The following is an 18,504-nucleotide window of genomic DNA, read 5'->3' as shown; positions in this document are numbered from 1 at the left end:
AAAAACCCCAAGCTACCTTGAGGCCACTGAAAAACTATATGAAAAATCGTCATCTAATTAAAGATGGCGATTTTTTTATATAAAAGACTAAAAAACAAAAAGGAATTTTAAAAGATATGTCGAATTAGTATAGTAGAATAAAATAAAAGGGGCTAAACTATTATGCTAAAAGGACAATTGGAAATAAAAATAAATACATACCATAGCTTATATTCGTTAATTATTCCGAAAGATAACATTTTAAAGCAAATTAATGACCTTGTTGACTTTTCATTTGTTTATGACGAATTGATGATTAACTATAGTTCATCTATGGGTAGAGGTGCTATTAACCCCATAATGCTATTTAAATATTTACTTTTGAAAGTAATATATGAATTGTCTGATGAAGATGTTGTTGAAAGAACTCTTTATGACATGTCCTTTAAATATTTTCTAAATTTAGCCCCAGAAGAAACAAATTTAATAAACTCAAGTACACTAACTAAATTTAGAAAGCTTCGCCTTAAAGACATGAATTTATTGGATTTATTAATAAACAAGACTGTAGAACTTGCTATAAAAGAGGGAGTTTTAAAAAGTAAAGCAATAATAGTTGATGCTACGCATACCAAGTCACGTTATAACCAAAAGTCAGCAAGCGAGGAATTATTGAAACGTGCAAAAAACTTAAGAAAAACATTGTACGGAGTACATCCTGGTATTAAAGAAGAGTTACCTAATAAAGTTACAACTGGAGTACTTGAAGATATTCTTGAGTACTGCAAATTATTAATTGATACCATAAACGAGAAGCCAGAAACTGCAGCAAATCCAGCTGTGAAAACTAAATTAAACTACTTAATGGAAGCTATTAATGATGACTTAGAAAATCTAAAAATATCAAAAGATGAGGATGCAAAAGTGGGGCATAAAACTGAGGATAGTTCTTTTTTTGGATATAAATCACACCTTGCTATGAGTGAAGAACGTTTAATTACAGCAGCTGTTATTACAACTGGCGAAAAAAGTGATGGAAAGGAGCTCATAACCTTAATAGAAAAAAGCCGTGAGGCTGGTATAGATGTAAATGAAGTAATTGGAGATACAGCTTATTCTGAAAAGAAAAACCTAGAATATACAAAAGAAAATAAAATTGCATTAATTTCAAGACTAAATCCTGTAATTTCACAAGGAATGCGAAAAAAAGAAGATGAATTTGAGTTTAATAAAGATGCTGGTTTATTTGTATGTCCGGCAGGTCATATGGCTATTAAAAAAGCAAAACAGGGAAAGAAGAATGTTGGTAAAAATCAAGTGCTAACCTACTATTTTAATGTAGAAAAGTGTAAAAATTGTGTTCATAAAGATGGGTGTTATAAAGAAGGCGCTAAATCTAAAACTTATTCAGTTTCAATAAAGTCAAATACTCACAAAGATCAAATAGAGTTCGAAAAAAGTGAATATTTTAAAAAACGAGCTAGGGAACGTTATATGATAGAGGCTAAAAACAGTGAACTTAAGCACCAACATAGCTATGATGTAGCAATATCGTCAGGCTTAATTAGCATGCAAATGCAAGGTGCATTATCAATCTTCACTGTGAATCTAAAGAGAATAATTAAGTTGAAAAGCATGAAATAGGGCTTTTAAAACTTAATTATAAAATAAAAAGCATGAGATATCCAAAATATGAATATCTCATGCTTTTTCTATTCAAGCTTGAAAACTCTACTAAATAAAGAGTGCTTTTTTCAGCGGCCTCGCTACCTTGGGGGTTTTACTGTTTAAGGTTTTTAGAGAATATGATCTAGTATAATAGAGTAAATTGTGAAATGAAGTTTATTAGGAGAGTAAAATAAAATTTAATCAACATATAACAGTTTTGCCATGTTTTTTTATTTAAACATTACTATAAATTATCTATTTAGTTTTTTTATAGTTTATGGCTACATCTTGTTCTTGAAGTAATGTTAATGAAAGATTTATTATTATGTTTTCTTTGATAGTATTAAAATTGATTTCTATAGGAAAGTCTTTATTAAATGGCGTTTTATCAACAAGGGTATATGTTTCATAAATTTTAGCTTTTTCTATTTCGCAATTTATAGGTGGAACACTGCAATCTATATATCTATCACATTCTATATTTTTTTTGTATAGATAATCACCATAACCTTTATTAACATCTAAACAATCTAATGAGACATAAATTGGTATATAATCTAGAGGATTTTGATTAGAGAAAATGGGGGGGACTTTATACTGGATCAAAGTAGTGCATTTAAAAGGAGTATAAATTATAAGAGATTCAGTATCTAAATTAATTATACCATCGTGAACATCTTTAGCTATAGAGGAATCTACTTTGTTTCTTACAAAACCTTCTAAAAAAAGTTTTCCATTTAAGGAGGGAGAAATATCATCTTTTTTATACAAAGGTATAAGCTTACTATTAGTTAAGTATACGTCTTTTTTCATGTTTTTTATATCTAAGGCAGCGTTTTTTAATCTAAATGTTGATTCAATAGGAATATCTATGGTTTTTTCTGCAATTATGAGGGGGAAGGTCGATACTAAGCTTTTACTGGGGTTAGTATTTATACTTCCACGGATATCATAAATACAATCGGGAGTAGTATTAATGTCACCTTCTTTTTTTATACATTCTGTATCAGTTTTAATAATTAATTTGCGTGTAGGAAGTATAAATTTTGTAGTAATTTTATCGTTTGTATTTTTTTGTACACTTAAATTATTTTTATGCTTGATATTTGTTAACCTGTTTTTAAATATCTTATTAATATCTTCATTATAAGATGATTGTTGTAAGAGTTTTAAAATAACAAGCAGTTTTGACATAATTAATTTATCGCAAATAGGAGGTATAGAATCTGAGTCACCTTCAATATTTACATGTTTAAGAGGCGGTATAAAATCTGAGTCACCTTCAATATTTACTTGTTTAAGAGGCGGTATAAAATCTGAGTCACCTTCAATATTTACATGTTTAAGAGGCGGTATAAAATCTAAGTCACCTTCAATGTTTACATGTTTAAGAGGAAGCATAAAATCTGAGTCACCTTCAATATTTATTTGTTTAAGAGGAGGTATAAAATTTGAGTCATCTTCAATATTTACTTGTTTAATAGGAAGTATATATTCTACATTCATTCTATCTTTTGCATTTTTTTGTAAGCATAAATTATTTTTGTGATTAACATTTGTTGAGACTTTTTTAGATGATTCATTAAAAATTATAAAACAATTTGGTCGTTGCAACATATTCAAAACAATAAGTAACTTCATCAGCCTTGATTTATCACAGTTATTTTTTTCCTTCATTCAAAAATGCTCCTTTATTATAAGGGTCAGAAATATTAAATAAAACGGGCTAGATAGCATACTGTAGAGTTATTTTATTTCATATGCCTTATGTAATTAAATATTATTGAATATGGAATACGTATTATATTAATTATATATAAATAACCGTTCTTCTAAAGAATTATATTATTTTAGAAGAACGGTTATATCTAAATGTCTATAGCGGAATATTCACTTGTTGCAATTGTAATACTTTAACTCTAACATATACAACCATTTTTTCAATTACTTTATTATAAAGTTTTACATTTGAATTAGTTTTATGGTACATAGGATCTGTATTCATATCGTCCTCAAAAATTCTTACTCCTTCTAATTCACAGTATGGGCTTTCAGTAAAAGTTATATTATCTTCAAAAGATTGCTCACATGCTGATTTTCCAATAAGAGTTTCTTTGCAGTCATCATGGCACATACAACTACTTAATAAATCTATTTCGGTTTGAGCGCTGCGAACGTTAACTACTGGTGGTACAACATATTGAACTTCTGTTACAGTTGTAAATTTGACATCTACGGTTGTGTGAGCTATTCTACCACTTACAATTTTATCGTCGATACAGTCAGCAGTAGCATATTCTATATTTTTTCTTACAAATCCACTTATAAATAATTTGCCAGATCTTAGAATGCCATTTTCAATTACTCCTGATCTTGGAAGTAACTTGCATTGAGTTAAATATACATTTTTCTTTATTCTTTTAATTTCATAGAATGGTTCGTTCAATCTAAACTCAGCTTCGACATCTATTTGAATTTCCCTTTCGCCGAGAACTACAGGAATTTTAGCTACTAGAGGGCCATTAATGCCAACTGGTCTGATAGTAGTTCCACTGCTTAAAGGTAATGTTTTTGAACTAATAACTTCACCACAATTATCGCAAGGGTGAAGAGTTTGATTATTTTCCAAAAGTAATTCCTCCTTTTTTTCAGGTCTTATGACCTTCTACATACTATGTAGAAAATAAAGAAAGTGTTACTTTAAATATATAAATAACCGTGCTTCTAAAGGAAGATATCTTCTTTAGAAGAACGGCTATATCTAAATGTCTATAGTGAAATATTTACTCGCAGAAATCGGAATATTTACTCGTAGTGCAAATGGGGTTAACTGGATCATCATATGGTATATTTACCTGTTGTAATTGTAATACTTTAACTCTAACATAAACAACCATTTTTTCAATTACTTTATTGTAAAGTTGTACGTTTGAATTAGTTTTATGGTATATAGGGTCTGTATTCATATCGTCTTCAAAAATTCTTACTCCTTCTAATTCACAGTATGGGCTTTCAGTAAAAGTTATATTATCTTCAAAAGATTGCTCACATGCTGATTTTCCGATAAGAGTTTCTTTGCAGTCGTCATGGCACACACAACTACTTAATAAATCTATTTCAGTTTGAGCTCTGCGAACATTAACTATTGGTGGTACAACATATTGAACTTCTGTTACGGTTGTAAATTTGACATCTATTGTTGTATGAGCTATTCTACCACTTACAATTTTATCTTCGATGCAGTCAGCGGTTGCATATTCTATATTTTTCCTTACAAATCCACTTATAAATAATTTTCCGGATCTAAGAACACCATTTTCAATTACTCCTGATCTTGGAAGTAATTTGCATTGAGTTAAATATACATTTTTCTTTATTCTTTTAATTTCATAGAATGGTTCGTTCAATCTAAACTCAGCTTCAACATCTATTTGAATTTCTCTTTCGCCGAGAACTACAGGGATTTTAGCTACTAGGGGGCCATTAATGCCAACTGGTGTAATATTAATTCCACTGCTTAAAGGTAATGTTTTTGAACTAATAATTTCACCACAATTATCGCAAGGGTGAAGAATTTGATTATTTTCCAAAAGTAATTCCTCCTTTTTTTTAGGTCTTATGACCTTCTACATACTATGTAAATAATAAAAAAATGGTTCATTCAAACATCAGTATATTTTAAATGCTAGATATGAAATATAAAAGTATAGAATAGTTGAAATAATATAGGTAAATGCAGTAATATATAAACAAGTAGGATATAATAGTCTTGGAGCAAGGTATAGAAAATAAAATAGACTAGTATGTGAATAGTTATTTTTTTAGATTATTAAACATAAATTTTAATAAAAACAGTGGGGTTGTTAATTATGTCAGAAAAAAGGACCTTCGATGAGGAAATTATCATTAAAGAAAAAATAGAAATGAAGATTAAGAAGCCTAGTAAGTACATGGTGATAATCCACAATGATGATTATACAAGTATGGAGTTTGTTGTGCAGGTTTTAGTTGGGGTTTTTAAAAAACAGGTTGTGGAAGCCACAAAAACCATGTTTGAAGTCCATAAAAAAGGTAGTGGCGTTGCAGGTATATACAGCTATGACGTAGGTATAACAAAAATTGATCAAGCTATGGATATGTGTGAAGAAAGTGGATTTCCACTGAAACTAACCTTAGAAGAGGAGTAATTATGCAATTAGATAATATAGTAAATGAGATTATTACTGCGGCTTTTAATGAAGCTCAAATGTCAAATCATGAATACTTTACACCAGAACATATTCTTTACGCTTCTTTATTTTTTGAAGAGGGAATTGAAATAGTAGAGAATAGTGGCGGGAATGTTAAAAGACTTAAAAAACAAATAACAAAATTTTTAAAGGAAAATATAGAAATCGTAGAAGATGTAGAGCCGATCCAAACAATTGGAATTCAAACCATTCTATCAACGGCTGCAGATCATGTTATGCTTTCGGGTAAAGAGATAGTTAAGATAGGCGATGTGATTGTGGCCATGTATGATGATGATGAAAGCTTTGCTTCTTATTTTTTGCGGAAACAGCAAATGAAGAGAAGAGATCTTCTTAATTATATAGCTCATGGTATCTCTGTGGTAGATACTTTTGATTTTGATTCTACAACAGATAATGAGATAGAAGAGCCGGTGAGATTTACTGACAATGAAGAAGATATAGAATACACCTATGAAGAGGAAATTGAAAATCCCAATGAGAAGGAAAATTTTTTAAGTAACTTTACTGTAGAGTTAACAGAACAAGCAGGCAAAGGAGAGATGGATCCTCTTATAGGGAGACAAGATATTCTGCTAAGAACCTTACAGGTATTATGCAGGAGGCTTAAAAATAATCCGGTGCATGTAGGGGAACCTGGAGTAGGTAAGACTGCTATTACTGAAGGTCTTGCACAATTAATTGTAGAAAATAAAGTGCCAAAGTTATTGCAAGGGAGTAAAATATATTATTTGGATATGGGTGCTCTTCTCGCAGGTACAAAGTATAGAGGAGATTTTGAAGAACGTATCAAAAAAGTGTTAAGCGAAATTAGTAAGGAAGAAAAACCTATAGTGTATATAGATGAAATCCATACTATAGTTGGAGCAGGTGCAGTTTCTGGAGGATCTATGGATGCTTCTAATATTTTAAAACCCTTTCTTGCAGATGGTAAGGTAAGATTTATTGGATCAACTACTTATGATGAATATAAGAAACATTTTGAAAAAGACAGTGCACTGGCTAGAAGATTTCAAAAAATTGAGGTGCCAGAGCCTTCAGTTGAGGATACTTTCGATATTCTTATGGGGTTAAAAGATAAATACGAAACTTACCATAATGTTACATACAAAGATGAAGCTTTAAAAATAGCAGTAGAATTATCTAGCAAGTACATTAAGGACAGATTTCTTCCAGATAAGGCTATAGATATTATGGATGAAGCAGGTGCTTATGCAAGGCTTTATGCTGAAGACAATGAAGAGACTATTCTTATTACGGTGGGTGCAGTGGAAAAAATAGTAGCTTCTATTGCAAAAATTCCAGAGCAAAGTGTATCAAATAATGAAATAGATATACTGAAAAATCTAGATATTAATTTAAAGAAACAAGTTTTTGGGCAAAGAGACGCTATAGACACTTTAGTAAGATCTATAAAGCGATCTAGGGCAGGTTTTAATGAAGAAGATAAGCCAATAGCGTCGCTCCTCTTTGTTGGTCCTACAGGGGTTGGGAAAACAGAAATAAGTAAACAATTGTCGAGTAGCTTAGCTATTCCACTTATTAGATTTGATATGAGTGAATACCAGGAAAAACATACTGTTGCAAGGCTTATCGGTGCACCACCGGGATATGTAGGTTATGAAGAGGGTGGAATGTTAATTGAGGCTATTAAAAGAAATCCTTATTGCGTGCTACTTCTAGATGAGATTGAAAAAGCCCACCCTGATATATTTAATGTATTATTGCAGGTTATGGACTATGCAACATTAACAGATAATACTGGTAAAAAGGCGGATTTCAGAAATGTGATTTTAATAATGACTTCTAATGCAGGAGCGAGAGAGGCTGGCAAACATATAATTGGGTTTGGAGACAAAATGGAGTCTGGGCAAGTAATTACTAAAGAAGTGGAGCGAGTATTCTCACCCGAATTTAGGAATAGATTGGATAACATAATTGTATTTAATAAAATTGATGAAGCTATGGCTCTTCAAATAGCTAAGAAGGCAATGAAACAGTTTGAAGAAAAACTTTTAACTAAAAATATAAAGTTAAAGGTTACAGATAATTTATATGATTGGTTAAGTAAAAAGGGTTTTTCCGAGGATTATGGCGCGAGAGAAATCAATAGAGTGGTCCAAAAAGAAATAAAGGCTTATTTTGTAGATGAAGTGCTGTTTGGAGACCTTTGCACAGGCGGTAGTGCAATAGTTGATATTGTGGATGGTAAACTTACAATTATTAAAGGAAATTAAAAAAAGATGTTGCTAATAAAAATAGCAACATCTTTCTATTTAAATTTATATTATTATTTCTATTTTCTAGGAATAACCTCTGTCCAGTAACCATCTGGATCTATAATGAAATATATTCCCATAGATTTATTTTCATAGCAAATACAACCCATTTTTTTATGGTATGAGTAGGCTTCATCAAAATCGTCTGTAACTACAGCAAGGTGGAATTCATTTTCACCTAAATTGTATGATTGCGTTCTGTCCTTAAGACAAGTAAGTTCTAACTTATGATTAGTTGTTTCATCACCTAAAAATACAAGAGTAAAACTACCATCTGATGGATGAAATCGCCTAGTTTCTATAAATCCTAAAGCATTTTTATAAAATTCCACGCTTTTTTCTAAATCCAATACATTTATATTATTATGATCGAAAGAAAACTTCATTTAATATAACCACCTTTTCATATATCGTGTAGCACACGCTACACTGATTAATATATCACATATGCCATAGAATCATTATATGCTTACTTAAATTTTATTCATAGGAGTTTAAAAATAAAAATATCTGGTTTGGAATATATTTATATTTGCATAGAATGTATGATATGAGTTTACTATCACAAAATTATGAAGGAGTGAAAATATATGAGAGAAATAGAAACAAAAATATACTATATATACCATAGTGGGTTTGCCATTAAAACTAAAAATCATTTTTTAATATTTGATTACTATAAAGAACCTGTAATAAATGATAAAGCCCATAAGCAGACAGCATTGTTATCATCTGAAAATATTAAAGACATGAAAAATGTTTATGTGTTTTCATCACATAGTCACGAGGATCATTTTAATTCTTGTATTTTGGATTGGGAAAATTATAATAGTGATATACAATACATACTTAGTAATGATATAAAAATAGATAAAAATAAATCGAATTATAGATTTATAAAGGAAGGTGAAGAAAAATTATTTAAAGACGTTTATGTAAAAGCTTATGGTTCAACTGATATTGGAATATCTTTTTTAGTAAAAGTTGATGGGGTAACTATTTTTCATGCTGGAGATCTTAATTGGTGGCACTGGAAAGAGGACAGTTCAGAGGAGCGATCTGAAGCAGAGGCTTCATTTAAAACTCACATAGAGAAATTAAAAGAAGAAAAATCTATCGACATAGCTTTTTTTCCTGTAGATCCAAGACTTCAAGAGTTTTATTATATAGGCGGAGAATATTTTGCAAAAGAAATTAGGCCTAAACTACTTATACCTATGCATTTCGGAGATGAAGTAGCTATTACTAAAGAATTTGCTAGTATAATGAGAAAAATTAACATAAAAGCAGTTGAAATAAATCATCCTAGGCAAGAGATAATATACAAAAAATATTTTTAATATATATGGATAGAAATAGTCATTTATGTCTATAATTTAAATAACCAAATAAAAAAGCATCACATGCAGTATTTTTTAGTCCCCCTAAATTAATATTACATGTGATGCTTTTTATATTTAGATGGATTTATGATGCAAAACTTATAAAATAATTAAAAACTATAATTTCTATTTACATAATTTTATAATTGTGATACTTTATTATTATAAAGCAGTAAGTAGAAAGTAGGATAGATTAAATGAGAACAGAAACTAAAAATGAGAACGTTTTAAATTATATTTACATTATTATCGGGACTACAATACTCGCAGCAGGCATAAATATGTTTTTGGCAAAATTTAAATTAGTAACAGGTGGAGTAGCAGGTATTGCCATTGTTATTCAATATATTGCAGAAAAGCATTACGGAATAGGAGTGCCTCTATGGTTTACTAATATTGTGATAAATATACCATTGCTTATCATTGCTAGAAAACTTAAGGGGAAAAAATTTGTGGGTAAATCCTTGTTTGCTGCGGCATATCTATCTTTCGCGTTGTTTTATACAAGCTTTATACCGATGCCACAGGTCGATATTTTGTTGGTTAGTATATTTGGTGGAGTATTTGTTGGTATAGGCTTAGGGTTTGTATTAAGAGCATCCGCTAGTACTGGAGGAACTGATTTAGCTGCAAACATCATAAAGGTTTATTTAAAAAATATGCCAATAGCTAAAATTATATTAGCTATTGATTCGATTATAATACTAACAGGTGCTTTTGTATTTGGTGTTCAAAAAGCTATGTATGCACTAATATCTACTTATATAGTTAGTAAGGTTATAGATGGTATACTTGAAGGAATAAATTATTCTAAAGCGGTATTTATTATTTCAAATAATTCTAAGGAAATAGCGGAAATATTAATGAAGGATTTAAAGAGAGGTGTAACAGGAATAAATGCTACTGGAATGTATACAAATGGACCCAAACAGGTGCTATATATAGTAGTTGGTAAAAATGAAATAGTACCTCTTCAAAAAATGGTTAAATTAATTGATGCCAACGCATTTATTACTGTTGCAGATGTAAGAGAAGTATCGGGAGAAGGATTTACAAAATAAAATACAAGTATAATAGGCAACATTTTCAAAGTATATTTTGAAGTCTTCATGTAAAGACTAAATTTAGAAAGGAAGTGATTATACATGGATGATAGATTAAATAGTAAACCTATTATATTTGACCACCCAGAGAAACTTACGCAGGGTGTATCTTTAGAAAAAGATGATGTTGTAGCAAAAACTTTCATTAATGAAGAAGATGGATGTGTGAAATGTAACATTGTTCTTGAAAATAAGGTTACTGGAGAAACGGCAAAGAGAGATGAAGTTATTGGTGAGATAGTTGAAGATGAAAATGAAGATGAAGAATTTGATTAAATAGATATGCTTGTTTAAAAGAATTATAATATATATAATTAAGAGAAAAACTTAAGGGATGCCTAAAATGATTGAAAAATCATTTTAGGCATCTATTTTTATTATAAAAATATTTGACATTTATTATTAAAAATATTATAATTTTAATTGAATATAAAAATAATTGATACATATACTAATATTTAAATATAAAGACTGTGAAGAGAAGAGTAGATATAAAAGGGTAGTAATAGCGAGTTGGTGATGGTGAAAGACCAATACGAAGTTTATATCGAAGAACATCTCAGAGTTTCTAACCGAAATCTTTAAGGTAGTAGGCTTAGACGGCTCCAATCCGTTAACTGTTGGGCAGTATCAAATGTATAACTCGTATCAACGAATATATAATTCTGTACTGATTAGATTGGTCATATTATATGACAAAACTGGGTGGCATAGCGAAATTATAGCCTTTCGTCCCTTTATTATTAAGGGATGGAAGGCTTTTTTTATTATTAAGGTAAATATAAAATTATAAGGAGGGCAATTTTATGGAAAAATTGTTAGTAAAACAAATTTATAGAGAAAAAGAAAAATATGAAGATCAAGTAGTATCTATCTCTGGATGGATAAGAACTTTAAGATCTTCTAAAGCGTTCGGGTTTATAGAAGTTAATGATGGAAGCTTCTTCAAAAATATTCAGGTAGTTTTTGAGGAAGGCTTAGAAAATTTTGCTGAAATAGCTAAATTACCTATAAGTTCATCTTTGACTATAGAAGGGAAACTTGTTGTAACGCCAGAAGCTAAGCAACCATTTGAGATTAAAGCTACTAAAATAGTTTTAGAAGGGATGTCAAATACCGATTATCCATTGCAAAAGAAAAGACATTCTTTTGAGTATTTAAGAACTATTGCACACTTAAGGCCAAGAAGTAATGCTTTCTCAGCAGTGTTCAGGGTGCGTTCATTAACTGCTTTTGCTATACATGAGTTTTTTCAAAAGAGAGGATTTGTATATACCCATACACCAATAATAACTGGTAGTGATTGCGAAGGTGCGGGTGAAATGTTTAGAATATCTACCCTTGATTTTAGCAATATTCCGCTAGGCGAAGATAAAAAAGTTGATTACGCGCAAGACTTTTTTGGTAAAGAAACTAGCTTAACTGTAAGTGGACAGTTAGCAGCAGAGGCTTTTGCTTTAGCGTTTAGAAATGTTTATACTTTTGGGCCAACATTTAGAGCAGAAAATTCTAATACAGGAAGACATGCAGCTGAGTTCTGGATGATAGAGCCTGAAATAGCATTTGCGGATTTAAAAGATGATATGAAACTCGCAGAAGACATGATGAAATATATAATAAAATATGTTATGGAAAACGCTCCAGAAGAGATGGAGTTTTTCAATAGTTTTGTAGATAAAGGTTTAATTGAAAGATTAAATGGTGTTGTAAACGCAGAGTTTGGACAGATAACATATACTGAGGCTGTGGATATTCTACAAAAATCAGGAAATGAATTCCAGTACCCGGTAACTTGGGGCTGTGATCTTCAAACTGAGCATGAAAGATATTTAACAGAAGAAGTGTTTAAAAAACCATTATTTGTAACGGATTATCCAAAGGAAATAAAATCTTTTTATATGAGAATAAATGACGATAATAAGACAGTTGCAGCAATGGACTTACTTGTACCGGGAATAGGAGAAATTATCGGTGGAAGCCAAAGAGAAGAAAGACAAGATATTTTAGAAGTTAGAATGGAAGAATGTGGTCTTAATAAAGAAGATTACTGGTGGTATTTAGAGTTAAGGAAATACGGCGGAACTAAGCATGCTGGATTTGGACTAGGATTTGAAAGAGCTATTATGTATATTACAGGTATGAGCAACATCAGAGACGTTATTCCATTCCCAAGAACAACTGGGTCTGCTGAATTTTAACGACATTTCAGAAGGAAAGTCTCCCATTTGTATAAGTGGGAGTACCTACTATAAGTAGACGTTATTTGCCCTAGCAAATAGAAAACTTTAGTGGGAGTATAAATCTCCTTCTGAAGTCATCAATGCATCTTCTGCGAAGCTGTCGCGGCTCCGCAGGAGATGATTTAATAGTAAATTACAATATTAAAAGCAGCTCCCTATGTGTAGAATAGGAGCTGCTTTTAATTTAGAAATCTGATAGCACATGCTAACCCTGGGGAAGGGTTTCATAATATAACAGAATAAAAAGATACAAGCTACTGACAAAAGTCAGTAGCTTGTATCTTAATCATAAGATCTATGTTCTAATTAAGCCTCAACTGGAGCGCCTGTAGGACAAACACCTGCACAAGCTCCACAATCGATACAAGTATCAGCATCGATAACAAATAGTGAATCTCCTTGGCTTATAGCGTTAACTGGGCATTCAGGTTCGCAAGCTCCACAGCTTACACATGCATCAGTAATTTTATATGACATAATAATCAACCTCCTTTTTAACTAATTTACTACATAATATCATAATTGGGCTAATAAATAAAGAGTTTTTTAGAAATAGAAGATGGTGGAACATATGTAATAATTAATGGGGGTATTAGTAATTCTATATGGCATAATTATTTTGCTTATTTTTATATGTTAAATTAAATAAATATTTATATTAATAATTTAAAATGCTTTTAAAATACAATATTAAATAAACTGCATTAAATAATAGTTACAGCTAAAAACTAAATTTAAAACAGTTTATTTAATACATATGGTAGTTAGTAACTTTTAGCTGTATCTATATTAATGATGAGCTCATCTATCTAGCTGTGAGTTAATAACTATTAATAATATTATGTGTAAGATTTAAAAAATTATTCAGAATAAAATTATAACTTAATTAAATTACTTACGGAGCAATTTAATTGCTCTATTAACAACATTTTCTGTTGTAAAGCCGAATATTTTGAATAAATCGTCGGCTTTACCTGAAGCTCCAAATCTATCAATAGAGATTACATCTCCGTCTATTCCAACATATTTATGCCAACCAAAGGAAGAAGCGGCTTCAACTGCCAAGCGGGATCTTAGGTCTGATGGTAATATAGATTCCCTGTACTCTTTTGATTGGGCATCAAACAAATCTAAGGATGGCATACTTACTACTCTAGCTTTGATACCACGGTCATTTAATATCTTAGCTCCTTCATAAATAAATTCTACTTCAGAACCAGAAGCCATTAAAATTATATCAGGGTTTCTACCTTTTTCTTCATAGGTTTTTAAGACATAGGCACCCTTTAAAGCTTCAATTGAGGTTTCTTCATACAAAGGTAGATTCTGCCTTGTTAGTATTAATGCAGTAGGAGTTGTTTTTGAAGTCATTGCAGCATAAAAGCCAACAGCTGTTTCTCTTGAATCAGCTGGTCTAAAGACATTGAAGTTTGGTAGAGATCGCAAAGCTGCAAGCTGTTCAATTGGTTCATGAGTTGGACCATCTTCACCAACTGCTATACTATCATGAGTTAAAACATAAATTACTGGAAGACTCATAAGGGAAGATAATCTCATTGCACCCTTCATATAATCACTAAATACAAAGAAAGTTGAAACAAAGGGTTTAAGACCTCCATGAACATATATTCCATTTGCAATAGCAGCCATTGCATGCTCTCTTACTCCAAAATGAAGGTTAGTGCCAGTTCTATCTTCCATAGAAAAATCACCTTTGCCCTCCATATAGGTTTTATTAGAAGGAGCAAGATCTGCTGAACCACCTATAAGGTTTGGTACATGTTTTGCTAATATATTTATTATTGCGCCAGAAGAGTTTCTTGTTGCTGCTGTGCCTTCAAACTTCCACATATCTTGGATCTTAAGTAAATCAACAGAAAGTTCTCCGCTTTGCCATGCTTCATATTCCTTAGCAAGTTCAGGATTTTTTTCACTATACTGCGCATAAAGTGTGTTCCAAGTTTCTTCTTTTTCCCTAAGATCTGACTTTACATTTTCCATATGATTAGTTACTTCATCGGGAACTGTAAATGGATCGAGGTTCCAGCCTAGGCATTTTTTCATTTCAGTTATATTAGATTCTCCTAGTGGTTCCCCATGTGCTGAGGCAGTACCTTGTTTTTTAGCACAACCGAATCCAATAATAGTTTTAATTTTAATAAATGTAGGTTTATTTAACTCAAGTTTTGCAGTTTCAATGGCACTACTTATTGCGTCCATATCATTGCCATCTTCTACATATAAAACCTGCCATCCATAGGCATCAAATCGTTTACTTACGTCTTCTCTAAAAGCGATATCTGTATTTCCTTCTATAGTTATACTATTTGAGTCATACATTAAAATAAGTTTTCCAAGTCCTAAGGTACCTGCCAGGGATGCTGCTTCTCCAGAGATTCCTTCCATATTACATCCGTCACCACATATAGCATAGGTATAATGATCCACAATAGTATATTCTTTAGTATTAAATTTTGCTGCAAGATGGCTTTCGGCTATTGCCATACCTACCGCATTAGCAATACCTTGTCCGAGTGGTCCTGTGGTAACTTCAACACCATTTGTATGACCATACTCAGGATGACCGGGTGTTAAACTTCCCAATTGTCTAAAATTCTTTAAATCTTCAATAGTTAGACCATATCCAAAAAGATGAAGTAGAGAATATTCTAGCATTGATCCATGCCCAGCTGACAATACAAATCTATCTCTATCCTGCCATTTTGAATTGCAAGGATTATGCTTCATATGCTTCGCCCATAATGTATATGCCATGGGTGCCGCTCCGAGCGGAAGCCCTGGATGTCCAGATTTTGCTTTTTCTATTGCCTCAGCTGATAAAATCCTTATAGTATCTACGGTTAATTGTTCAATTTTACTCAATGTAAATTCCTCCTTGTTATATATCTTAATTATTATGATATTTCAAATTATTTATAATAGATATATGTCCTATATTTAATATAAAAGATTACTCTCTGTATTGCAAGGATATATTGTTTTTTATCTGATTTGAAGTATTATTTAATGGTTTTATCCATTTTGGCCTTCTTCCTGAATTTTCTCAGTATTTTTTTTAAGATTATACTCAATTTCCAATAGTATTTTTTGCTGATAGAACATTATTAAATAACAGATGATACTTGATATAAATACTAATATAAAGGTAGAAACTTTAAAAAATATGAGTATTACAACCAAAAAACTAGCTAAATTCAAAATTGTAATATGAAATTTACGAATGGTATAGTAGGCAGCAGTTTTAAAAATATCTTTTGTACTTAAATAAAATCTTGAGATTATTGGGAACACATAAAGACTCATTGAAAAAATAAAAGCTACAACTATAAAAATAAAAACAGTTAAAAATTTTGGGTAACTACTTGAAATAACCAATTTGATGTCAATAAATAGTATAGATAGTGTAATTATTTCTAGAGACCAAAAGAATAATGATTGGAAAAAGTTAACTTTATAAGCCTTAAAAAAATCTTTCGTAATATTTATATCTTTTTCCCGGATAAGTTTGCCCATAACACTAAGAAGAGCTGTTGCGGCAGGGCCTATTGGGATACAACATATAAGGATAATAGAAATAAACCCCTGTGGAATTGTATTTGAACCATTAGAAAAGAGTGCAATTAATATGAAAAGTAGTGGAATATTGAGAAGTAGAAAGTACAGATTGCCCAAGAAAAACCAAAATATATAATTAGTTATCGTATATATAGGTCCTTCACCAAATTTTCTTTTTAAATTAGCCATTTTTCCCTCCAACTGCATTTATCAAATGCTACTGTGTAAATAGGTATAATAATTTGGATTTTTTTATAACTAACTAAAATGTAACATAAATTGTGTGAAATTTAAATAGGTAGAAGTCATAAAAAAGTTGATTGAATTTTGGAATTCTGAACAGAAGAATAATTGAATAGATAATTATTTACAAGATATTAAATGAAGGGATGTTTTAATATTTAGTAAATTAGCGGTATAATAAATAAAAAAGAAAACATTTTAAGTTAGGGGCGGTATATATGAATTTAAAAGGTAAAGTAGCTATAGTTACAGGAGCATCTAGAGGAATTGGGAAAGGTATTGCTATAGAGCTAGCTAAGGCTGGGGCTTGCGTTGTTATAAATTATAAAAGCAATGATGAAGCAGCTGAAAAAACCTTGCAGGAAATTAGAGAGCTAGGAGCTTATGCCTTGAAAATTAAAGGTGATGTAAGTGATTATGAATTTTCAAAGGGTATGATAAAAACTACTGTTGAAAAATTAGGTAAAATAGATATTTTGATAAATAATGCAGGGATCTCAAAGGTCGGGCTGTTTATGGATGATATGCCAGAAGAATGGGACAATATTTTAAATGTAAATCTTAAAGGCACAATTAATTGTTCGCACAGTGCTGTTAAAGAGATGATAAAACAGAAAAGTGGAAGCATAATAAATATATCTTCAATGTGGGGTAATGTAGGGGCCTCTTGTGAAGTGATTTACTCAGCATCTAAGGGTGCGATTAACTCTTTTACAAAGGCACTAGCTAAGGAACTTGCACCATCTAATATTAGGGTTAATGCAATAGCTCCAGGGGTTATAGATACAGAAATGAATGGTTGGCTAACTGATGGCGAACGCAAATCTTTAACTAATGAAATACCTATGATGAAATTTGGAGAAGTGCGAGATGTTGGCATGCTTGTAACCTTTTTAGCTAGTGAAAATTCAAAATATATTACTGGACAGGTGATAACAATAGATGGAGGAATGCAATAATAATATTATTAATAATTTATTAATACTTTCTTAAGCAATCTCTAATATTAGATTCTAATTATATGTTATAATTAGATTAATATTTAATAAATAAATCTTATGAAATGAAAGAAGGCTAGGATTATCATGGAATATACAAAGGGCAGAAATATAATTTCAAAGTTATTTAAATCAGTTTTATCAATTGGTACATTTATTGTTTTATTAATAACATTACCTTATATAGCTATCTTTGTTATTAAAGCCTTATTTGCAATTTTAGTTTTTGGAGCTTTAGTATGGTATAGTTTTAAACTAATAAAGGGTACTAAAAATTTCATCTACAAATTAAGTACAAAGAAAAATTTTGCTGCGAAAGCTGATATGTTTAGTAGTGATAAAGATACTTCAGATTCCATTGATATTAATTATGATGATAGTGTTATTGTTGATGTTGATTATGAAGAGATACTATAAGGCACATTCTAATTAAGATAAATCAAATATATAAATGATCTTTTAAAAACCAGTCTATATTTTAGATTGGTTTTTGTTTTCTAGATTCTATAAGAAATAAATTTATGAGAATGGGTTCTACAATTATAATTAGGTAGAATATTTTTTTTGAAAATAGCGAAACATATAAATAGCAATATAAATAAAGGAGATGTTTTTATGCCTAAAGATAGCCAACCTGACAATAAATTTTCTAGATTAGCTAAAAGTAATTATGATACTCCTATAACTAGAGAATCTGCAAAAAATCAAAATGCTACAACAAAAAAACAGTCTGCTGACAGAAAATAAAAAGAGCAGAGCATATAAACTTTTGTCTATATGCTCTGC

Annotated in this window: 17 protein-coding genes and 1 other annotated feature; of the genes, 10 read left to right on the top strand and 7 right to left on the bottom strand. The window is 30.7% G+C overall.

Going from position 1 to position 18,504, the window contains the following annotated elements; all coding sequences use genetic code 11:
• The first annotated feature begins 162 nt into the window (after positions 1-162).
• Complete coding sequence (locus tag KTC92_RS09255) at positions 163-1,623, top strand: IS1182 family transposase (protein WP_220287894.1); 1,461 nt, start codon at positions 163-165, stop codon at positions 1,621-1,623.
• A gap of 279 nt (positions 1,624-1,902) precedes the next feature.
• Here the strand turns inward: KTC92_RS09255 and KTC92_RS09250 are convergent, their stop codons facing one another.
• From KTC92_RS09250 to KTC92_RS09240, 3 genes are all read right to left on the bottom strand, one after another.
• A complete protein-coding gene (locus KTC92_RS09250) occupies positions 1,903-3,324 on the bottom strand; it encodes a hypothetical protein (RefSeq protein ID WP_220286470.1) in 1,422 nt (473 codons plus the stop codon).
• Positions 3,325-3,523: 199 nt separating this feature from the next.
• Entirely contained in the window at positions 3,524-4,276 is a 753-nt protein-coding gene (locus KTC92_RS09245) for a CsxC family protein (RefSeq protein ID WP_216302674.1), read from the bottom strand.
• Between the two features lie 154 nt (positions 4,277-4,430).
• Entirely contained in the window at positions 4,431-5,237 is an 807-nt protein-coding gene (locus KTC92_RS09240; RefSeq protein ID WP_220286469.1) for a CsxC family protein, read from the bottom strand.
• Positions 5,238-5,516: 279 nt separating this feature from the next.
• Here KTC92_RS09240 and KTC92_RS09235 point away from each other — a divergent pair, with 279 nt between their 5' ends.
• Together KTC92_RS09235 and clpA are read left to right on the top strand one after the other, a co-directional pair.
• Complete coding sequence (locus KTC92_RS09235) at positions 5,517-5,834, top strand: ATP-dependent Clp protease adaptor ClpS (RefSeq protein ID WP_216302676.1); 318 nt, start codon at positions 5,517-5,519, stop codon at positions 5,832-5,834.
• 2 nt (positions 5,835-5,836) lie between these two features.
• Positions 5,837-8,134 carry an ATP-dependent Clp protease ATP-binding subunit ClpA gene (gene clpA, locus KTC92_RS09230; protein ID WP_220286468.1) on the top strand — a complete coding sequence of 766 codons (2,298 nt, stop codon included), beginning with the start codon at positions 5,837-5,839 and terminating at the stop codon, positions 8,132-8,134.
• 59 nt (positions 8,135-8,193) lie between these two features.
• On the opposite strand, the gene KTC92_RS09225 is transcribed toward clpA, so the two are convergent.
• Entirely contained in the window at positions 8,194-8,562 is a 369-nt protein-coding gene (locus KTC92_RS09225) for a VOC family protein (protein ID WP_216302678.1), read from the bottom strand.
• Between the two features lie 204 nt (positions 8,563-8,766).
• Here KTC92_RS09225 and KTC92_RS09220 point away from each other — a divergent pair, with 204 nt between their 5' ends.
• The 4 genes from KTC92_RS09220 to asnS all read left to right on the top strand — a co-directional run bounded on the left by KTC92_RS09220 (position 8,767) and on the right by asnS (position 12,859).
• The gene (locus tag KTC92_RS09220) at positions 8,767-9,516 is read left to right on the top strand and encodes an MBL fold metallo-hydrolase (protein ID WP_216302679.1); all 750 of its coding nucleotides are present in this window, start codon (positions 8,767-8,769) and stop codon (positions 9,514-9,516) included.
• 239 nt (positions 9,517-9,755) lie between these two features.
• On the top strand, positions 9,756-10,619 hold the full coding sequence (locus tag KTC92_RS09215) for a YitT family protein (protein WP_220286467.1): 864 nt from the start codon (positions 9,756-9,758) through the stop codon (positions 10,617-10,619).
• A gap of 84 nt (positions 10,620-10,703) precedes the next feature.
• Positions 10,704-10,937: a hypothetical protein gene (locus tag KTC92_RS09210; protein ID WP_216302681.1), complete on the top strand. Its 234-nt coding sequence runs from the start codon at positions 10,704-10,706 to the stop codon at positions 10,935-10,937.
• Between the two features lie 188 nt (positions 10,938-11,125).
• Positions 11,126-11,401, top strand: a binding site (T-box leader).
• Positions 11,402-11,467: 66 nt separating this feature from the next.
• On the top strand, positions 11,468-12,859 hold the full coding sequence (asnS, locus tag KTC92_RS09205) for an asparagine--tRNA ligase (protein ID WP_220286466.1): 1,392 nt from the start codon (positions 11,468-11,470) through the stop codon (positions 12,857-12,859).
• Between the two features lie 348 nt (positions 12,860-13,207).
• On the opposite strand, the gene KTC92_RS09200 is transcribed toward asnS, so the two are convergent.
• The 3 genes from KTC92_RS09200 to KTC92_RS09190 form a co-directional block, all read right to left on the bottom strand.
• A complete protein-coding gene (locus KTC92_RS09200) occupies positions 13,208-13,378 on the bottom strand; it encodes a DUF362 domain-containing protein (RefSeq protein WP_165414303.1) in 171 nt (56 codons plus the stop codon).
• A gap of 414 nt (positions 13,379-13,792) precedes the next feature.
• Positions 13,793-15,784, bottom strand: coding sequence for a transketolase (tkt, locus tag KTC92_RS09195; RefSeq protein WP_216302683.1), 1,992 nt, complete (start codon positions 15,782-15,784; stop codon positions 13,793-13,795).
• Positions 15,785-15,934: 150 nt separating this feature from the next.
• Positions 15,935-16,666, bottom strand: coding sequence for a YesL family protein (locus KTC92_RS09190; protein WP_216302684.1), 732 nt, complete (start codon positions 16,664-16,666; stop codon positions 15,935-15,937).
• Between the two features lie 272 nt (positions 16,667-16,938).
• Here KTC92_RS09190 and ymfI point away from each other — a divergent pair, with 272 nt between their 5' ends.
• The 3 genes from ymfI to KTC92_RS09175 all read left to right on the top strand — a co-directional run bounded on the left by ymfI (position 16,939) and on the right by KTC92_RS09175 (position 18,465).
• On the top strand, positions 16,939-17,679 hold the full coding sequence (ymfI, locus tag KTC92_RS09185) for an elongation factor P 5-aminopentanone reductase (protein WP_216302685.1): 741 nt from the start codon (positions 16,939-16,941) through the stop codon (positions 17,677-17,679).
• A 126-nt stretch (positions 17,680-17,805) separates the two neighbouring features.
• Complete coding sequence (locus KTC92_RS09180; protein WP_216302686.1) at positions 17,806-18,135, top strand: hypothetical protein; 330 nt, start codon at positions 17,806-17,808, stop codon at positions 18,133-18,135.
• A gap of 198 nt (positions 18,136-18,333) precedes the next feature.
• Complete coding sequence (locus tag KTC92_RS09175; protein WP_258280570.1) at positions 18,334-18,465, top strand: hypothetical protein; 132 nt, start codon at positions 18,334-18,336, stop codon at positions 18,463-18,465.
• Positions 18,466-18,504 lie beyond the last annotated feature (39 nt).

The organism is Clostridium sp. CM027 (assembly GCF_024730565.1).
GTDB classification, from domain to species: Bacteria; Bacillota; Clostridia; order Clostridiales; family Clostridiaceae; genus Clostridium_AD; species Clostridium_AD estertheticum_B.
Note: the sequence above shows the minus strand (reverse complement) of the source record. Positions and strands in the feature narration are given on the sequence as shown.

Bases quoted from the DNA above. Each gene is read 5' to 3' on its own strand.
- clpA (WP_220286468.1), top strand. From the start codon at position 5,837: ATGCAATTAGATAATATAGTAAATGAGATTATTACTGCGGCTTTTAAT.
- KTC92_RS09225 (WP_216302678.1), bottom strand. From the start codon at position 8,562: ATGAAGTTTTCTTTCGATCATAATAATATAAATGTATTGGATTTAGAA.
- KTC92_RS09255 (WP_220287894.1), top strand. From the start codon at position 163: ATGCTAAAAGGACAATTGGAAATAAAAATAAATACATACCATAGCTTA.
- KTC92_RS09235 (WP_216302676.1), top strand. From the start codon at position 5,517: ATGTCAGAAAAAAGGACCTTCGATGAGGAAATTATCATTAAAGAAAAA.
- KTC92_RS09200 (WP_165414303.1), bottom strand. From the start codon at position 13,378: ATGTCATATAAAATTACTGATGCATGTGTAAGCTGTGGAGCTTGCGAA.
- KTC92_RS09215 (WP_220286467.1), top strand. From the start codon at position 9,756: ATGAGAACAGAAACTAAAAATGAGAACGTTTTAAATTATATTTACATT.
- KTC92_RS09190 (WP_216302684.1), bottom strand. From the start codon at position 16,666: ATGGCTAATTTAAAAAGAAAATTTGGTGAAGGACCTATATATACGATA.
- KTC92_RS09250 (WP_220286470.1), bottom strand. From the start codon at position 3,324: ATGAAGGAAAAAAATAACTGTGATAAATCAAGGCTGATGAAGTTACTT.
- asnS (WP_220286466.1), top strand. From the start codon at position 11,468: ATGGAAAAATTGTTAGTAAAACAAATTTATAGAGAAAAAGAAAAATAT.
- ymfI (WP_216302685.1), top strand. From the start codon at position 16,939: ATGAATTTAAAAGGTAAAGTAGCTATAGTTACAGGAGCATCTAGAGGA.
- KTC92_RS09180 (WP_216302686.1), top strand. From the start codon at position 17,806: ATGGAATATACAAAGGGCAGAAATATAATTTCAAAGTTATTTAAATCA.
- KTC92_RS09175 (WP_258280570.1), top strand. From the start codon at position 18,334: ATGCCTAAAGATAGCCAACCTGACAATAAATTTTCTAGATTAGCTAAA.
- KTC92_RS09210 (WP_216302681.1), top strand. From the start codon at position 10,704: ATGGATGATAGATTAAATAGTAAACCTATTATATTTGACCACCCAGAG.
- KTC92_RS09220 (WP_216302679.1), top strand. From the start codon at position 8,767: ATGAGAGAAATAGAAACAAAAATATACTATATATACCATAGTGGGTTT.